Genomic DNA, 16,229 nt, shown 5'->3' on the forward strand with positions numbered 1-16,229 from the left:
ACGAAACGTGGCGGTTCGGGGAGCTCGTCGGCTCCCCGGACCGCCGCGGTCGTCTCGGGCGGCGGTCAGGTGAGGGAGTGGGGGGTGGCCGGGGGGCCGGTGGTCAGCCAGGTGGTGAGGAACGGGGCCAGGGCGGGCGGGTAGACGGTGTCGGGGGTGGTTCGCAGCTCCGGCAGGGTCCACCAGTGCCAGCCGAGGGTGGCCCGGCGCTCCACGGCGCTCCACGCCGCGTCGTCGACGTCGACCCGGTGCGGCAGGCGCGCCACGAAGAAGGACTCCTCCTGCCGGTAGTCCACGCCGAGGAAGGTGAAGTAGGCCGTCCGGGTGGCGACGCAGGGCCCGAGGTCGGCGACGGTCACCCCGACCTCCTCCCGAATCTCCCGCGCGGCGGCCTGCGCCGGTTCCTCCCCCGGGTCGAGGCCACCGCCCGGCACATGCCACCAGGTGGGCCCGTCGGGAAGATCCGGGTCGTGCGACCGGATGAGCAGGAAGGCGTCGGCGGGATCGAACAGGACGACCCGGGCGGCACGGCGGAGGACGGGCATCCGTCCAGCCTGCCAGGCCGGCCGCGGCGGCGGGCCTGATGTCAGAGGCCGGCGGGGGCCCCGGCCAGCGCCTTGACCGCCTCCGGGTCGCCGCGCAGCTCGACCTGAGCCGCCCCGCGCCGGCCGAAGGCGAACAGCAGAAGCTCCTCGGGGGGTCCCACGATCTCGACCACCGGTTCGCGGCGCCGCAGGGTCAGCCGCCCCGGGGTGTCGGTGCGCTCGGCCACCACCCCGACCGCGCTGTGTCGGAAGCCGGCGAGGCCGACCAGCCGGAGCGCGCCCCACAGCGCCTCCCGGTCGGCGATCACGTCGTCACCCGGCTTCAGCCCGAGCCCGGCACCGCCCGCCGGAGCACCCGGACCACCGGAGCCGCCGGCACCGCCCGAACCCGCCCGAGCGCCCGCGAGACCGCCGACCGCCGCGCTCCCGGCGGCCGACCCGGGCGCGGCCCGGAGCAGGTCCTCGGTGTGGACGTAGAACTCGATCGCGTTGGCGGCGTCGTCGACGACGGCGAACCGGGTCGGGTGCCACCACGGTGGCCCCGCCCGGAACATCTCCACCAGCTCGGGGAAGGTGTGCGAGCGCATCGTCGCGCGCTCGGCGCGTTCGGTGACACGGTGCAGCGCGCCGACGACCAGACCGGGCGCCGCCCACGGCACGCGCTCCCGGGTGACCAGGTGCGCGGCGAGGTCGTGCGCCGTCCAGCCCTCGCACAGTGTGGGGCTCGCCGGCCCGAACTCGCGAAGGAGATCGGCCAGCTTCTCCCGTCGTGCCCTTGCCCGCCCAGCAGCCATGCCGTGACTCTAGGCCATGGATGCGGGGGTAACGGCACTTCGGACCCGCCGCCCCGGGGACGAGCCGCCCACCCGGCTAACCCGCTACTGCGCGGGCAGCCGGGCGACGGTGATGAAGAAGTCGTCGATCTGGCGCACGACCGCCACGAACCGCTCGAAGTCGACGGGCTTGGTGATGTAGGCGTTGGCGTGCAGGTCGTAGCTGCGCAGCACGTCCTCCTCGGCCTCCGAGGTGGTCAGCACGACGATGGGGATGCGCCGCAGCCGCTCGTCCGCCTTCACCTCGGCCAGCACCTGCCGCCCGTCGCGGCGGGGCAGGTTCAGGTCGAGCAGGATCAGGTCGGGCCGCGGCGCGTTGGTGTACGGCTCCTCCCCACGCAGGTAGGCCAGCGCCTCGACGCCGTCGCTGACCACGTTGAGGTTGTTCTTGAGCTTGTGGTCCTCGAACGCCTCGCGGGTCATCAGCACGTCGCCGGGGTCGTCCTCGACCAGCAGGACCTCGACCGGGACAACGGGTTCGGTCACGACGGACCTCCTGACTTCGGCGGGACGGGGACCACGACGGGACCGGCACCCGCGGCGGCAGCGGCGGCGCTGACCGGGCTGGCAGGACCGGCGGGGCTGACGGCGTCGGCGGCCGTGAGCGGCGGTGCGCCGTTCGCCCCGAGGTCGGCGGGCAGGACCATGGCCGGGCGCTTCGGGAGCGTCCAGCGGAAGGTGGTCCCGTACTCCACCGTACCGTCGAGCCAGATCCGGCCACCGTGGAACTCGACGATCTTGCGGCACAGCGCCAGGCCGATGCCGGTGCCCTCGTAGACGTCCCGGGCGTGCAGGCGTTGGAAGATCACGAAGATCTTCTCCGCGTACTCCGGCTCGATGCCGATGCCGTTGTCCGCGCAGGACAGCTCCCACTCGCCGTCCCGGTCGATCGCCCCGATCCGCACCCGTGGGGCCTCGTCGCCGCGGAACTTCAGCGCGTTGCCGATCAGGTTCTGCAGGAGCTGGGCGAGCAGGACGGGGTCACCCGGCACCGTCGGGAGATCACCCGCGGTCACCTCGCCCCCGGAGCTCTCCAGGGCCAGCGACAGCGTCCCGCGCACCCGTTCGAAGACCTCGTTCAGGGGGACGTCGGCGAAGCTGTCGGTGGTGCGGCCGACCCTGGAGAAGGCGAGCAGGTCGTTGATGAGCTGCTGCATGCGCTTCGCGCCGTCCACGGCGAAGTGGATGTACTGGGTTCCGCGCTCGTCGAGCTGGTCGCCGTAGCGCCGGGAGAGCAGCTGGCAGAAGCTCGCCACCTTGCGCAGCGGCTCCTGCAGGTCGTGCGAGGCGACGTAGGCGAACTGTTCCAGGTCACGGTTGGAGCGGCGCAGGATCTCCGCCTGCGCCTCGGTGGACAGCCGGGCCCGGCGCGCCGCCTCGAGCTCACCGATGAGCTGCAGACGCATCGATTCGACGTCCAAGGCCAGGGTGACGATGTCGGGGGGCCCCACCGACTCGACCTCGTGCTCCAGGCGCCCGGCGGCGACCTCGCGGACGTCCGAACCGACGGCCTCTAGCGGCCGGGTCACCCACACCCGCAGCGCCCGGAAGATGAGCCCCAGCAGCACGATGAGCGCGACCGCGGCCACGACGAGCGAGATGATGAGCGTTCGCAGCGCGTCGGTGACGTCGTCGCGGGCCGCCAGCGCGGCCACCCGGACGGCGTCGTCGAAGTTCGCGGCCGCGGCGCGCACGGCGTCGAACCGCGACTTGCCGAGGACGGGGTCGAGGATCCCGGCCGACTCGGTGCCCCCCCGGCGGACCGCGGCGATCGACGGATCGGCGTAGTCGCGGTGCCAGTCCGCGATCCGCGCCTGGAGCACCCCGAGCAGCCGCTCGAACTCCGGGCGGCCGGCCACCCGGTCGGCGAGGGTGGAGCTCAGCCTCGCCTCGGACTGCCGTCCGGTGTCGTACGGGGACAGGAAGGCGGGGTCGCCCTGCAGGAGGTACCCGCGCATGCCGGTCTCCTGGTCGATCAGGCTGGAGGTCAGCTGGGCCGTGGCCGTCTGCGTGGGTGCCAGCACGTCGCTGCGCACGTGGATGGCGTCGTCCAGCCGGACCAGCGACCAGGCGACGATCCCGGCGGCCAGCAGCAGCACCATCGACAGCGCGATGTACACCGCGGCGAGCCGCCGGCGCAGCCGCCAGCCGCGCATCCTGCGCAGGATCGCCCCACGGCCGGGCTCGGGCTCGGGCCGGGGCTCGGACTCGGCCGGCGGCGGGGTCTGGTCGCTCACGGGACCTGCCCCCGGATGAGCAGCAGCAGCGCCACGTCGTCGGTCAGCGGGCCGCCGTTGCGTTCCTCCACGCGGTCGATCAGGTCGTCGAGCAGGCCGTCCGGCCCGCGCTCGGGCCACAGCCGGGCCACCTCGGGCAGCACGCCCTCCCAGCCCAGCGGTTCCCCGCCCTCGCCGTCGCGACCCTCCAGCAGGCCGTCCGTCGCCAGCAGCAGCGCCCAGCGCTCGCCGAGCTCGATGGTCACCTCGTCACTCACCACCTCGTCGAGGATGCCCAGCGCCGGCACGACCACGTCACCGCGCAGCGCGGCGATCCGCGGGAACAGCAGTGCGGGCGGCGGATGCCCGGCGAGGGTCATCCGCAGGCTGCGCCGGTCCGGCGCGATCGCCAGCTCGCAGACCGTCGCGAAGATCTCGTCCCGTTCCCGCTCGCTGACCAGGACCTGTTGCAGGAAGCCCAGCCGGTCGGCGTCCGGCACGCCGGCCAGCACCAGGGTGCGCCAGGCGATGCGCAGGCTCACCCCGAGCGCGGCCTCGTCCGGCCCGTGGCCGCAGACGTCGCCGAGCAGGACGTGGACCGTGCCGTCCGACGTCGACACCATGTCGTAGAAGTCGCCGCCGAGCAGGGCCTGCCGGTGACCGGGCCGGTAGCGGGCCCGGTGGTCCAGCGTCGGGTCGTCCACCAGTGGCCTGGGGAGCAGCCCCCGCTCCAGGCGTGCCTTCTCCTCGGCCTGCAGCTCCGACTCGCGCAGTGCGAGCGCCGCGGTGTCCGCCCGCTCCCGCTCGATGGCGTACCGGACGGCGCGCACCAGGTCGCGCCCGTCCACCTGGCCCTTGACCAGGTAGTCCTGGGCGCCGGCCGCGACGGCCTCGGCCCCGCGGTACTCGTCCACCAGGCCGGTGAGGACGACGACCGGCGCGCCCCGCTCGACGGCGAGCAGCCGGCGCAGGGCCGACAGGCCCTCGCTGTCCGGCAGCCCGAGGTCCAGCAGGACGCACGCGGCCTTCCGGGTGTGGAGGATCGCCTCGGCGACCGTCCGCACCCGGGTGAGCCTGAGCGGGGCGGCCACCTCGTCGAGGAGCTCGGACACCAGGAACGCATCGGTGTCGTCATCCTCGACCAGCAGGACCGCCCAGCTCACACCTTCCACGCCCTCCGTACCGGCCACCGGCGGCCGCACGGCAAGGCTCTCGCTTCCGGACACATCTCCTCGGCAGGGACGACAGGTCAACGACAGGTCTCGTACAGATGTCGGATCAGGCATAACCGACCCATGTCGGGCTGCGCCCGGACTTCGCAGCATGGCATGACGAAAGGGCCACGCGAACGATGGAACGCCGAATCACACTCCGCGAACATGCTCGAACGCGCCAAGGTCAGGTAGTTCTCACCATCTGGTGACAGCGGGACGGCCCGATCCGGGCGGGACGGTACGAAACGGTCAGGGGACAGTCGTGCCGGCGTGGCGGATCGGCTCCCGCGGTGGCTGGTCCGCGGTCGGGCGACCCAGCAGGTACCAGCCCCACAGGCCGGCGGGCGCCGGCGCGCGGATCGGCCGGCCCGCCACCGCCCGGGCGTCCATCGTGTCGAGCAGATGATCCCAGTGCCCGGCCGCGCGGGCCGCGAGCCGGCTTGAGCGGCTCGACCCGTGCCCGAGGTGCGGGTGGGGCCGGGTGGGCGCCCGCCGCATGGCCCGCTCGAAGTCGGTGCGCAGTCGGCGGCGCCGGGCTTCGGAGAGGACGGACTCGAGCTCGTCGAGCAGCTGGTCCTCGGCGCGGGCGTGGGCGATGGCCAGATCGGTCAGGTCGGCGCGCAGCTCGGCCAGGCCGCGGCCCGGCCGGTTCAGGTCCCCCTGGACGTACTGCTCTATCCCGCGCATCACCGCCGCCGCCTCGCGCGCCAGCCCGCGCAGCGCCGCCGTCCGGGCCCGCCCACGCGGGACGAGTCGGGCCGCCTGCGGGTACACGACGCTCTCCATGACGCTCAGGTGGGCGCTGAAGGCCGCGACCGCCACGTCACTGGCGTGCAGGGTCTGCCGGGGGTCCGCGGGGAGCACCTGGGCCCGGCCCGCGAGGTCGAGGAGATCACTGGCATCCCGGTGCGCCGCGTGGACCAGACCGGCCAGGGAACGGCCCCGGCCCTCCGGATCGCCGCGCGTGCCGCGCTCGCCCTGATCGTCGTGGCCGTTCCGAGCGTCGTGACTGCCCTGATCGTTGTGGTCGCTGTGGTCCGTTCTGCTGCTGTCGGCCATTGCAGACCTCCCGTGGCACCAGGCTACGCCGACGCGTATCCGACCGCATCACGCCGCTTACACATCCAGCGGCTGTCGTCCACCCGAATCACACATTTTTCCCAGTCCTTACAAGACCATGCCTACGGTACGGAGGGTTTCGGCTACTGTTCAGTACATGCTCGGCAGCGTCGCCCCCACCCCACTGAGCGAGGCGATCATCGCCGCCCGTTCGCGGCTCGGCCACGCTCGCAGTCTTCTCATCCGCCAGGAGCTCCCACCTCTGGGCCACCTGATCGTGCGCCACCGGATGTCCGTCCCCGGTGGCGTGGAGGCGCTGTGGGCCATCGTGTCGTCCTGGCCGGACATCCACTCGATCCGCGGCCGGAGCCTCAACGACGGTGCCCATCCCGCGCTGCTCCACGTCCGGATGGGCAGCCCCGTCGTCATCCCGGCCGCGGCGGTGATCGACTGGGCCATCATCGGCGACAACGGCCAGATCAGGGAAGGCGGCTGGACCAGGGGGCTCGACGCCTCCACCGCCGCTCTCCCGCGCTGACCGCCCGGCTCCCCCGGCTCCCGGTCTCCCCTGGCGACCGCCCGCGGGGCAACGGCCCCCGGCACCGGCCGCGTCAGTCGCCCCAGCCGGTGATCTCCACACCGCGGGGGTGCTCGAGCCGGTAGGACAGCGTGATCTCGCGGTTCGAGCCCGGCTCGAGTTCCAGCTCCCAGGTCAGCAGCCCCAGATCGGTGTGCTCGGCGGCGGCGGGAGTGGCCTCGACCTCCTTGACCTGGATGTTCTCGTGCCGGGAGACCGGCACCTGGTCGCGCACGGTGACCCGGGCCCGCAGTGGCGCGTGGTTGGTGACGGTCGTGCGGTGGACGACGTCCGTCCGCCGGGTGTTGCCGACCACCCGCCGGCCGGTGACCCGGCTGACCAGCTCGCGCTCCACCCTGACGCGGTCGTCCACCCCCAGCCGGAGCTCCAGCTCCCCCCCGGGCGGGACGAGCCGCAGGCGCGTGGTGCCGACGAACTCCGGGCCGTGGAAGATCGACGCCTTACCCGCCGGCAACGTGTGCGGCGAGGTGTTCACGACCGCGGCGCGCAGCAGGGCCTCGGCGGCGAGCCTGGGCACGGTGACGTGGTCGAGGACCGCGTCAAGCTCGATCACGGCCACGGTGGTGCGGTGCGGGTCCCCGTCGGCGGGTACCGCCACCGGCCGCGGCGGGCGGTAGGTCGACGCGGGACCGGCCGACTCCAGCGTGGCCTCGGCGGCGACCATCGGCGGCGCGGCCGGTGCCGGCGCCGCCATCGCCGCCGGCATGAAGGTCGTTTCGCCGCCGCCGCCGGCCAGGCCTTCGGCGGACGCCCTCGCCTTGGAACGCCCCCGGGCAAGGACCCGCGGGCGGGCGATGTCGACGTACCGCGGGCTCAGCTCGGGCAGGTCCACGCCGCTGGACGGACGGGCCGTGGACAGCAGCAGGTCCGTCACGGGCCAGTCCTCGCCCGTCCGCTGGCTGATCATCGCGAACCAGGTGAGGGTGACCCGCTCGCCGTCCAGTCGGGCGTCGTAGCCGGATCTCCAGGAAGCGGAACGGACCAGGTAGGAGACCTCCAGGTCCACCGGTGAGACCGTCCCGGCGGCTGCCGGGCCGCCGGCCGGGCGCTCCGGACTCTCCGACGGGTCGTCGGCCGGGCTGTCCGACGGGTCACCGGTGGCCGTCGACGGCTCGAGGTCGACGATGATCGCGCGGGTGTCCGGCTCGGGCCGCGCCTGGCGGGCTTCGATGACCCGGCCGAGCACGGCCAGCTCCCGCTCCGTCTCCTGCCGCAGCTCGGCGAGCGCCCGCCGGCGGGCGTGGACGGCCGACATCTGCGCCGCGAGCGCGTCGCCGACGGTGATCAGCCGGGCGGCGGCGTCCCCCGGCCCGTCAGAACCGCCTCCGCTCCCCTGGCGGTCGGTGCCCTCGTGGGCCCAGCCGCGGGCGAGCGCGCCGGCGCCCACCCGGGCGGCCACGTCGAGGAAGGAGCGGCGGGCCCGCTCGGTCTCGTCCTCGTCGCCGATCTCGGCCAGCCGCGCGCGCAGCTCGGCCTGACGGGCACGCAGGTCCGCGAGGGCACCGGCATCGGGGGTCGCCCGGGCCTGGGAGACGACCCGCACCCCGATGACCCGCGCGGAGCCGGTACCGCTGACTCGGACCGAGTCCTCGTCGAGCTCGAGCGGCAGCCCGCCGAGCGTCACCTCCACCCGCCCCGACTGCGAACCGAGCGTCGCGACGTCGAACCGGCCACGACGGGTCACGCGTGCGGCGGTGGGATAGACGACCACCGCACTGATCGGCGCGTCGAGGATCAGCGCGGGCGGCGCGCCCGCCGGGCGGCCCGTGGGCTCGCCCGCCGGCGCGGCGGGAATGTCGGGTGTTCCGTCCGCCCTGGACATCATCCGGACACCATACGGTCGGCGACCGCGCTGTCCCCGTGGGACACCGCTGATCTCGCCGCCGACCGGGGCCGCCGGGGGCTACCTCGGGCCGGAGCCGCGCTCGGGGGCCGGAGCCGCGCCGGAGCCGGGGCCCGTTGGGGTCCGCCCGTCCAGGCGGGCCCGGAAGGTGCGCCACGGTCCCGGCGACCAGGACCGCTCCCGCCGCCACAAGCCGGGGATCGGCGGCCGGCGGCGGCCGTCCCGGCGGCCGGTCCCGTCCCGCCCGGCGGGGCGAGCCACCGACATCAAGATCACTTTTACGTGTACGCCAGACGGCGGACCGCTGCCGGATCCTCCGCGGTCATGACCTTGCGTCACCGTGTGGCCGGCGGCAGGCCCCGCGCCGGCCCGACCGCCGACGGGCCCGGGCCGGCGGGACCGCTCGCCCGGGGGGGTCATTCGCGCCATACCCGGCCGCCGGAGCGGCGGGACCGCTGCCGGCCATATTCCGCAGCCGCGGAAATACCCGGCGGACGTCGATCAGACCCTCGAGGGGACCGGCCCGTTCGGCGCTCCACCGAGCCCGGAACAACAGCTGGCGCACCACCGGGATTGCCTAACGGAACTCACCCTCCGGGTAACCCCTCGGCTGATCCCCGGGCTTCGCCACAGCCTCGCTCCCGATCACGGACCGCGCCGGCGACCGGTCATTGCGACGCCACCCGGCGCTGGCCCCGGGCCGCCCGGCCCAGGTCGTCGAATCGATGTCCCGACACCGTAGTTCGGCTCACCCGGAACAGAGGAGGAGATCACCCCAAATCGGCCCAGCCGGGAGCATCCGACCGCGGGTCATCAGCCGCTCGGATAGGCATCGATCCGATCAGCGCTGCGTGTAGCTGTTCTGGGCAGAGATCGAGAACGTACCGGATTCCCGCCGCCCGATTCGATTGTCCGACGATCTCACCGATGGCGCCGAGGTACCCAACAGGCCCGTTCCAGCAGACCAACGGAATCGCGCTCCGTACACCGCGCATGCCGCGTCTCCCGGGTGCCGCAGAGCACGGCACGCCGGACACCGGAACCAGAGATACTACTCACAGTAATCATCATCGTCGGTGCGACCCATGGCCGAGACCGACCGGATCCACCTCCGACGCCCCTCGACCGCATCCCGTGGCGATACGGCATGTTGTTGGTATCGAGTCCGAACGTCGTCCGCCCGCTCGGCAAGTCGGGTTGATCCCGGGCGGACGGGGGTATCCGTTGGTCGACACCCGTTACGTGACACCTGTCTCCGTCGCCTTCTGTTGGCCACCGGCCGGATCCGGCGGACCGCATGCCGGAAACCCGATGCGTCGACTAACGTAACCAACCGTGTCGGAACTTCGGCGACGGTCGCGAGCGGCGCGGTGGCGCACATCCCACGCCTTGCCGGACCGCGCCACGACGCCCCCGGGCCGGCCCGGCGCCACTGCCAGCCGTCGGAGCCGGGCATGACACACCCACGCCCGCGGCACCACGAGATCTCCGTCCTGCCCGACCGCGAGGACCTGATGGCCGAGCTGGCGAGCCGGCTCGAGGCCCTGGACGCCCTGCTGAGCCGGCTCGAGGACGCCGAGCGCCAGGCCGCGGACGCCGGTGAGCACCTCATCCGGACCCGGCAGTGGCAGGAGGACACGGTCCGGACCATCCAGGAGGAGCGGGCCCGGATGCGCCAGCGCCAGCAGGCCCTGGACGACCTGGCCGAACATGCCCGCGCGGCCGTCGAGGCCCTGCAGGGCAGCTACCGCTCGCTGCCGCCCGAGGTGAAGCAGCTCGAGATCGAGCTCCAGGTCCTCAACAGCTCCGGCTTCCTGAGCCGCCGCAACGGCCGGACCCGCTGAACCGAGCCCGCTGAACCCGGCCCGGTGAGCGGCTGGCCCGGTGAGCGGCTGGCCCGGTGAGCGGCTGGCCTGGTGAGCGGCTGGCCTGGTGAGCGGCTGGCCTGGTGAGCGGCTGGCCTGGTGAGCCCGGCCCGCGGAGCGGCCGGCTCGATGGAACCCGATCCGTGAAGCCCGGCCCGTGAGCGGCCGGCCGCCGTTCGTGGCGGGCCGCGGCGCGCTCGCCACCGGCGTCCAGCTCGCCGTTTGGTGGCGGCCTCGCCCTTCGGGGCGGAATCAGGCCGGATTGGCCTCTGAAAGGGCGAGCCCGGCGACAAAGGGCGAGGGCGGCTGGGCCCGTCCCACGCGAGGGCCCGCTGCGCGTCAAGGCCAGCCCACGCCAGCCCACGGCGGTCCACGCCAGCCCACGCCAGCCCGCGGCGGCCCGCGGCGGCGGCGCCTGCGGGCTGGCGCCCGACGCGGCTCCCGGGAGGCTCTCCCGGCCGGCGGCACCGCGCCGGTCCGTTTCAACGGTCCCAGGAGCTCCGTTCACGTCCCACGTGCGCGGTGACACGTGCACGGTGAAGGTGGCCGGGGGTCGGGCCTCCCGGTAGTCCGCGGCCGCCGGATCCCGCCGGGAAGAGACGGGCCGGGGACGGAGTGAACCGGGCGCGCGAGCGGCCCGGCGGGTGGTACCGGCTCGGTCCGCCGAGGCTGGGAACCCCCGCACAAGCCAGGAAGTTCTGGTCACCTAACGTGTTGGGACGTGATCCTCGTGTGGCCGCACAAAAACGTGACCGGAAGCTCAGCACCCCTCCTGACCTGGGCAGATGCGGCGCCGCAAGGGGCCCTTCTTTGCACACTCGACGTAGTTGAGGAGGACTAGTGTTTACCCGCACCATCCGTGTGGACTAGTCTCGCTTCCGACGTCACGACAACACCGGACCGAACGCCGAATCCTGCCCGCGGTCCTGGTGTCCCCTCCGAGTCGTCACCACGGGCAGGAGCGGGGGACCCACCTCCACCGGCTGGCGCCACGACACGGCGCTGGCCTAGGGGTGAAGTCCATCGCGTGAAGGTCGCGCTATGGACCGGGCAGCCCAGCCCGAACCCGACAGCTCACCTCGCAGGCGTACGGGAAGGAACGCAACGTTGTCTGCGCAAAGTGTGCAGCTTGATGCTGAGAGACGCCGGCAGGAAGGGCGCGGTCGCCACCGTGCGCCGTCCGCCCCCACGGCGTCCAGCCGAGCCAGAGCCAGGGCCCGCACCGTCGCGGCCATCACCACCGGAACCGTCGCGGTCTCCGGGGTGGCACTCGCCGGGTGCGCCCAGGATGTGAACTCGGACGTCGCGCTGGACGACGGCACGAACACCGCTCCGATGACGCTCGCGACCCAGATCGGGTCCCGGCTGGCGGTCGACGGAGCCATCCAGGCCGCCACCGCGACCGGCGGCGGGTCCGGAACCGTTCTCGACGCCACCACGGACATCTCCGCGCCGACTCTCTCGTCGAAGATCGACGTCGGCCTGCGCGTGACGAACCCCGAGGTCACGGTCAACGCGGACGAGCCCGTCAACATCGGCTTCTCGCTCTACAACGAGGAGACGCAGGCCCCGCTCGCGGACCAGCTCATCAAGGTCCAGGTCAAGCTGCCGACCGGGTGGGCCACCTTCCTGCACCTGACCACGGACGACCGCGGCTTCGCGTCGTACACCGCCAAGGTGCTGACCACCACGAACGTCACGGCGATCTTCGACGGGACTGACGCCCTCCAGTCGGCGCACTCGGAGAACGACGCCACGCTGCACGTCCGCCCGGCTCCGCCGCCGGTGCCCGCGCAGGCCTCACGCAGCGCGGACCGCACGGGCGTGAACGTCAGCACCCCGGTGGTCAGCGTCAACCTGCCGGCCAGCACCATCGGCGAGAAGGCCGTCTACCTGGCCTCGCTACAGGCCGGCAAGCCGTACGTCTACGGCGCCGAGGGCCCCAGCTCCTTCGACTGCTCCGGTCTGGTGCAGTACGTGTACCGGCAGCTCGGCAAGAGCGTGCCGCGCACCACCGACGCGCAGTACGCCGCCACCACGCGGATCTCCCAGTACAACAAGGCGCCCGGCGACCTGATCTTCTTCGGGGCTCCCGGCAACATCTACCACGTCGGCATCTACGCCGGCGACGGCAAGATGTGGGTCGCGCCGCACAGTGGTGACGTCGTCAAGCTTCAGACGATCTACACGACCTCGTACTCGGTCGGCCGCATCCCCTAAGCAGGGCGGCCCGGCAAGAAGACTGGCTGTTCTCGACGTCGGTCGTTCCACAAGCCCACGCACCGCTCGGACGGGGCTGCCAGGATACGGACGCCCCGTCCCCCGGAACGAGCCGCAGCGCGATCTCCCCCTCCGATCGCGCCCGGCTCCGCCGCCGGGTCGGGGTTGTCGGGATCAACCCCGACCCGGCGGGTCTTCCGGAGCTGACCAGGTCCCCTGTGCCGGACCATCGTCGTCGCGTCCACTCGGAACGAGCTGTCTCACGGAACGTCCGTGCCCCGCAACGACCGGGGTAGTACTTCCGTGGACAGACTCCAGCACCTTTCGTGACGGTTTCACTACGTGACGCCTTCATCGGGCCGGTTGACGGCCATGAGCAGTAGGCCGTTGCGGCATCATTCTACTTCGGCATAAGTAGCGTAGATGTAGCTTTAGCCGGTCAGACTGCCACTACCGGGCAGCAAAACCCCATTCAGACCAACCCGTCACCCAACGCAAACCCACACAAAAGTCAACCACACCCCACCGCTCCGCGATCCTTCCGGTGGGACGGACGTCAGATCCCCCCCCATCTGACGTCCGTCCGGCCGGAAGGCCCCGGACTCCGCTGGCCGTCTGTCCGATCCCCCCCCCCATCGGGCCGGCGGCCAGCGGACCCCCGTAAACCTTCCGGCCGCCCGCTGGTCCGTCGGGGCCGTTACCCCCCCTCCCGGCGACGTCGACGGACCGCTCGGGCCCCGGCCGCTCCACCCTCGCGGGTGCGGCGGCCGGGGCTCCGGGAAGACTCCAAGGGCGGCCCCTCGCCGCGGCGAACACACAGCACCGCGGCAGGCACAAGCCCCGAAATGGCCAGCGAGCCGTCCCCGACAGGACCAACGGCCGCCCGATCCATTAAATGACTAGTTCTTTGCTACTAGCGCGAACTGTCTAGTCAGTGCACCGAACCGAGCCGGTCAGACCTTCCGGCGAAGGTCGCGGGAGAAGTCCCACAGCGTGCTGGAGACCTTTTTGTTCCAGTTCGTCTCGGCGACCCGCCCGTGCGGGGCGACGGTGTCGCAGGTGGGGCCAGGCTCTGCTTCGAACTGTCCCACGACGCCCACCGCCGCGTAGACGGGGGGGCCGGGCGAGCAGGCCGCGAGCAGGGCGAGCCGGGCGCCCTCCCCGATACCCCAGACGTAAACCCGATTCAGGTCGATGTCGGTGCGCTCCTCGTCCATGTAACGGACGACGTCGCGCAGGTACTGCTGGTCCGCTCCGTTAGGGTCGTCGAGCCGCCAGGTACCGGCGACCGCCTCCGGGAAGGCGAGCGCGAAGTGACGGCGGTTCGCCAGCGACGACGCGCCACTGTCGTGTTCCAGTGAACTCGCATCCGTATTGTCATCGTGCAGGATGATTACCAGGGGCAACGGGTCGTTCGGTTTGGAGTCCGCCTGAACGAGCAGCTCCCGGTCGGCCGACGGATAGCCATCCGGGATTGTGACCCGTTCGACCTTGGGACGGCCATTGGCCGCGACGAGCCACCAGATGGCCACAAGTGCCACCCCGGCGATGATCACGTTTCTCTTGTTCTTGCCCCACCAGCCGGCAAGGGGATTCGACGCCACGATCCAACCGAACCACACCCGGCACCAGGAAATCGCCGAATTCAGCCCAGCGCGTCAACGCGGACCCGGGCGGGACGACGCCGGTGGCACTTCCCAGCCCCCGGCCGGCACCGGCGGGCGCCCGGTCAGCCCCCGGCGAGTGCCCGCGCCCGTGCCCGGCGCAGCGTGTCCGCCTCGACCGGGGCGTCCAGCGGGGCCAGCGAGCCATGCACCCAGGTGAGCAGCAGATCGGCCAGGGCCGGGTTCTGGGCCAGCACCGGCCCGTGCAGGTAGGTGCCGATGACCTTCCCGTCGACGATGCCGTCGGTGCGCGCGGGGGTGCCGTCGCCGACGCCGAGGCGCACCGTGCCGAGCGGGATGCCCCGGGACCCGGGAAGCGCGCGGGTGCGCCCGCCGTGGTTCTCGTACCCGTACAGCGTCGGCAGGCCGAGCCGCTGGTCGGGCTCCACCACGATGTCACCGACGGCCCGCGGGGGCGGCGGGGCGTCCGGCGGGTCGAACGAGCGGCGGGTCTCCATGTCCACCAGGTGGACGCCCTCGTGGACCCGGCCGTTGCCGGCCGGGAAGCTCGCCCCGATCACCTGGTAGCCGGCGCAGACGGCGAGCACCGCCGCGCCCCCGGACACCGCGCGCGAGAGCGAGCGGTTGCGGCGCATGCCGTCCGCGGCCAGGATCTGCGGCTCGTCCTCGCCGCCGCCGAGCAGGTAGATGTCGCAGTCGGCCGGGACCACCTCGCCGGCCGGCACCTCGACGATCTCGGCCCGCAGGCCACGCCAGCGCAGCCGCTGGGCGAGCACGATCGCGTTGCCGCCGTCACCGTAGGTGCCGAGCAGCTCCGGGTAGATCAGGGCGATCCGGGTCGCCGACTCGCGGCTCACCGGGTCGTCCGCACGAGCAGGTCGCGGAAGGCGGTGTAGTTCGCGACGACGTCCAGTGCCTTGTCGTCCGCCGCGGTCGCGGCGTCCTCGGCGTCGGCGTGCACGGTGTGGGGCACCTCGGCGTAGGCGAGCCGCACGCTCATGTCCTCCTTGCGGCCTCCGGTGACGAGCACCTGGCGGCCGGCGAGCCGCTCGAACGGGACGTCCCAGATCCAGGACGGGTCGCGCCCGTCCGCCGTCTGCGAGTTGAAGTCGATCAGTACCGGGCGGGGTGGGGCGGTGTTGAGCAGCTCCATCATCTCCACCCAGCCGGCCGGGTTCTTCGCGAGCAGCAGGCGGGCCCGCTTCCCGTCGGGGCCCAGCGGCACCTCCTGGTAGCGGCCCTGGACGTCACCGATGCCACGCATCGCCGCGAGCGCGTCCTCGACGTCGACGCCGAACTCGCGCGCGGCGGCGGCGGCCATCGCCGCGTTCGCGAGGTTCACCCGCCCGGGCAGGTCGATGTGCGCGGGAATGCGCCGCCCGAACCACATCAGCTCGCCCAGCCCGGCGACGGAGACGATCGGTTCCGGGCGGGCCAGGCCGCACTCGCACCACCAGCCGGTGGCGTTGCGGTGCAGCAGCCGGGCGCACTGCGGGCAGACCATCGCGTCGGCGGTCCAGTTCTGCCCCGCCGACACCCAGATCTGGCGGGACCAGGTCATCGCCGACCAGGCCACCAGCGGGTCGTCCACGTTCGCGACGACGACGGTGTCGCGCAGGTCGGCGCCCAGCTCGCGCCAGAGCGCCGCGATGCGCCGCGTCTCGTTGGACCGGTCGAGCTGGTCGCGGGAGATGTTGAGCAGCAGCACCACCCGCGGCCCGATCGCCCGCGCCACCTTGGGCAGCCAGATCTCGTCGACCTCGAGGGCCGCGGCCGCGTCGTAGGGCGGCTTGGACAGCGCCGCCATCACGCCGGGCGCCATGTTCGCGCCGCCGCTGTTCGACTTGACCGGGCCGAGGGTCCCCAGCGCGCGGGCCAGCAGGCGGGTGGTGGTCGTCTTGCCGTTCGTGGCCGAGACGCACGCCGTGAGCCGGTTCGAACCGACCTCGGCCAGCGCGTTCGGTGAGATCCGCAGGGCGAGCTTGCCGCCGATCATCTCGCCCGAACCCCGGCCGAGACGGCGGGACGCCGTGGCGGCCAACCGCTCGACGGCGAGCGCGGCCTGGGTACGGGCGGAGAGCCGGCGGCGTGGCTGAGAGGTCATCATCGCTCCTCCAGATTGCCATGCCCGCGCCCGCCACCGGTGCCCACCCCGCGCTGTGCGCCGTTCACGCGGTTCGCGGTATGCGCGGGGCCGTTCGCCGGTACCCG

At 72.9% G+C, this 16,229-nt stretch carries 13 protein-coding genes and 1 riboswitch; of the genes, 3 read left to right on the forward strand and 10 right to left on the reverse strand.

Going from position 1 to position 16,229, the window contains the following annotated elements:
- Window positions 1-65 precede the first annotated feature (65 nt).
- From B056_RS0102960 to B056_RS0102985, 6 genes are all read right to left on the reverse strand, one after another.
- Window positions 66-545 (reverse strand): NUDIX hydrolase, encoded by a 480-nt coding sequence (locus tag B056_RS0102960; protein ID WP_018500415.1) that lies wholly within the window; start codon window positions 543-545, stop codon window positions 66-68.
- A gap of 41 nt (window positions 546-586) precedes the next feature.
- Window positions 587-1,339, reverse strand: coding sequence for a TIGR03085 family metal-binding protein (locus tag B056_RS0102965; protein WP_018500416.1), 753 nt, complete (start codon window positions 1,337-1,339; stop codon window positions 587-589).
- Window positions 1,340-1,423: 84 nt separating this feature from the next.
- Entirely contained in the window at window positions 1,424-1,864 is a 441-nt protein-coding gene (locus B056_RS0102970) for a response regulator (protein ID WP_018500417.1), read from the reverse strand.
- Window positions 1,861-3,534, reverse strand: coding sequence for a sensor histidine kinase (locus B056_RS0102975; RefSeq protein ID WP_035750040.1), 1,674 nt, complete (start codon window positions 3,532-3,534; stop codon window positions 1,861-1,863). The genes B056_RS0102970 and B056_RS0102975 overlap by 4 nt, the downstream gene beginning before the upstream one ends.
- A gap of 77 nt (window positions 3,535-3,611) precedes the next feature.
- A complete protein-coding gene (locus tag B056_RS0102980) occupies window positions 3,612-4,820 on the reverse strand; it encodes a PP2C family protein-serine/threonine phosphatase (protein ID WP_035749943.1) in 1,209 nt (402 codons plus the stop codon).
- A gap of 237 nt (window positions 4,821-5,057) precedes the next feature.
- On the reverse strand, window positions 5,058-5,867 hold the full coding sequence (locus tag B056_RS0102985; protein WP_018500420.1) for a hemerythrin domain-containing protein: 810 nt from the start codon (window positions 5,865-5,867) through the stop codon (window positions 5,058-5,060).
- 157 nt (window positions 5,868-6,024) lie between these two features.
- Between B056_RS0102985 and B056_RS0102990 the strand changes: the two genes are divergently transcribed.
- Window positions 6,025-6,405, forward strand: coding sequence for a hypothetical protein (locus B056_RS0102990; RefSeq protein WP_018500421.1), 381 nt, complete (start codon window positions 6,025-6,027; stop codon window positions 6,403-6,405).
- A gap of 73 nt (window positions 6,406-6,478) precedes the next feature.
- Here the strand turns inward: B056_RS0102990 and B056_RS0102995 are convergent, their stop codons facing one another.
- Entirely contained in the window at window positions 6,479-8,290 is a 1,812-nt protein-coding gene (locus B056_RS0102995) for a DUF4139 domain-containing protein (RefSeq protein WP_018500422.1), read from the reverse strand.
- A gap of 1,472 nt (window positions 8,291-9,762) precedes the next feature.
- Here B056_RS0102995 and B056_RS0103000 point away from each other — a divergent pair.
- Window positions 9,763-10,152 (forward strand): hypothetical protein, encoded by a 390-nt coding sequence (locus B056_RS0103000; protein WP_018500423.1) that lies wholly within the window; start codon window positions 9,763-9,765, stop codon window positions 10,150-10,152.
- A gap of 947 nt (window positions 10,153-11,099) precedes the next feature.
- Window positions 11,100-11,276: riboswitch (cyclic di-AMP (ydaO/yuaA leader) on the forward strand.
- Window positions 11,277-11,436: 160 nt separating this feature from the next.
- Complete coding sequence (locus tag B056_RS0103005) at window positions 11,437-12,393, forward strand: C40 family peptidase (protein ID WP_018500424.1); 957 nt, start codon at window positions 11,437-11,439, stop codon at window positions 12,391-12,393.
- Window positions 12,394-13,346: 953 nt separating this feature from the next.
- Here the strand turns inward: B056_RS0103005 and B056_RS0103010 are convergent.
- The 3 genes from B056_RS0103010 to B056_RS0103020 all read right to left on the reverse strand — a co-directional run bounded on the left by B056_RS0103010 (window position 13,347) and on the right by B056_RS0103020 (window position 16,125).
- Window positions 13,347-14,015: a PHB depolymerase family esterase gene (locus tag B056_RS0103010; protein ID WP_026239264.1), complete on the reverse strand. Its 669-nt coding sequence runs from the start codon at window positions 14,013-14,015 to the stop codon at window positions 13,347-13,349.
- 107 nt (window positions 14,016-14,122) lie between these two features.
- Entirely contained in the window at window positions 14,123-14,875 is a 753-nt protein-coding gene (locus tag B056_RS0103015) for a type 1 glutamine amidotransferase (RefSeq protein ID WP_018500426.1), read from the reverse strand.
- The gene (locus B056_RS0103020) at window positions 14,872-16,125 is read right to left on the reverse strand and encodes a MurT ligase domain-containing protein (protein WP_018500427.1); all 1,254 of its coding nucleotides are present in this window, start codon (window positions 16,123-16,125) and stop codon (window positions 14,872-14,874) included. The genes B056_RS0103015 and B056_RS0103020 overlap by 4 nt, the downstream gene beginning before the upstream one ends.
- Between the last annotated feature and the right edge of the window lie 104 nt (window positions 16,126-16,229).

This window comes from Parafrankia discariae (genome assembly GCF_000373365.1).
Taxonomy (GTDB): Bacteria; Actinomycetota; Actinomycetes; order Frankiales; family Frankiaceae; genus Parafrankia; species Parafrankia discariae.

Coding starts and splice junctions, on each gene's coding strand:
- B056_RS0102995 (WP_018500422.1), bottom strand. CDS start 8,290: ATGATGTCCAGGGCGGACGGAACACCCGACATTCCCGCCGCGCCGGCG.
- B056_RS0102990 (WP_018500421.1), top strand. CDS start 6,025: ATGCTCGGCAGCGTCGCCCCCACCCCACTGAGCGAGGCGATCATCGCC.
- B056_RS0103020 (WP_018500427.1), bottom strand. CDS start 16,125: ATGATGACCTCTCAGCCACGCCGCCGGCTCTCCGCCCGTACCCAGGCC.
- B056_RS0102975 (WP_035750040.1), bottom strand. CDS start 3,534: ATGCGCGGCTGGCGGCTGCGCCGGCGGCTCGCCGCGGTGTACATCGCG.
- B056_RS0102985 (WP_018500420.1), bottom strand. CDS start 5,867: ATGGCCGACAGCAGCAGAACGGACCACAGCGACCACAACGATCAGGGC.
- B056_RS0102960 (WP_018500415.1), bottom strand. CDS start 545: ATGCCCGTCCTCCGCCGTGCCGCCCGGGTCGTCCTGTTCGATCCCGCC.
- B056_RS0102965 (WP_018500416.1), bottom strand. CDS start 1,339: ATGGCTGCTGGGCGGGCAAGGGCACGACGGGAGAAGCTGGCCGATCTC.
- B056_RS0103000 (WP_018500423.1), top strand. CDS start 9,763: ATGACACACCCACGCCCGCGGCACCACGAGATCTCCGTCCTGCCCGAC.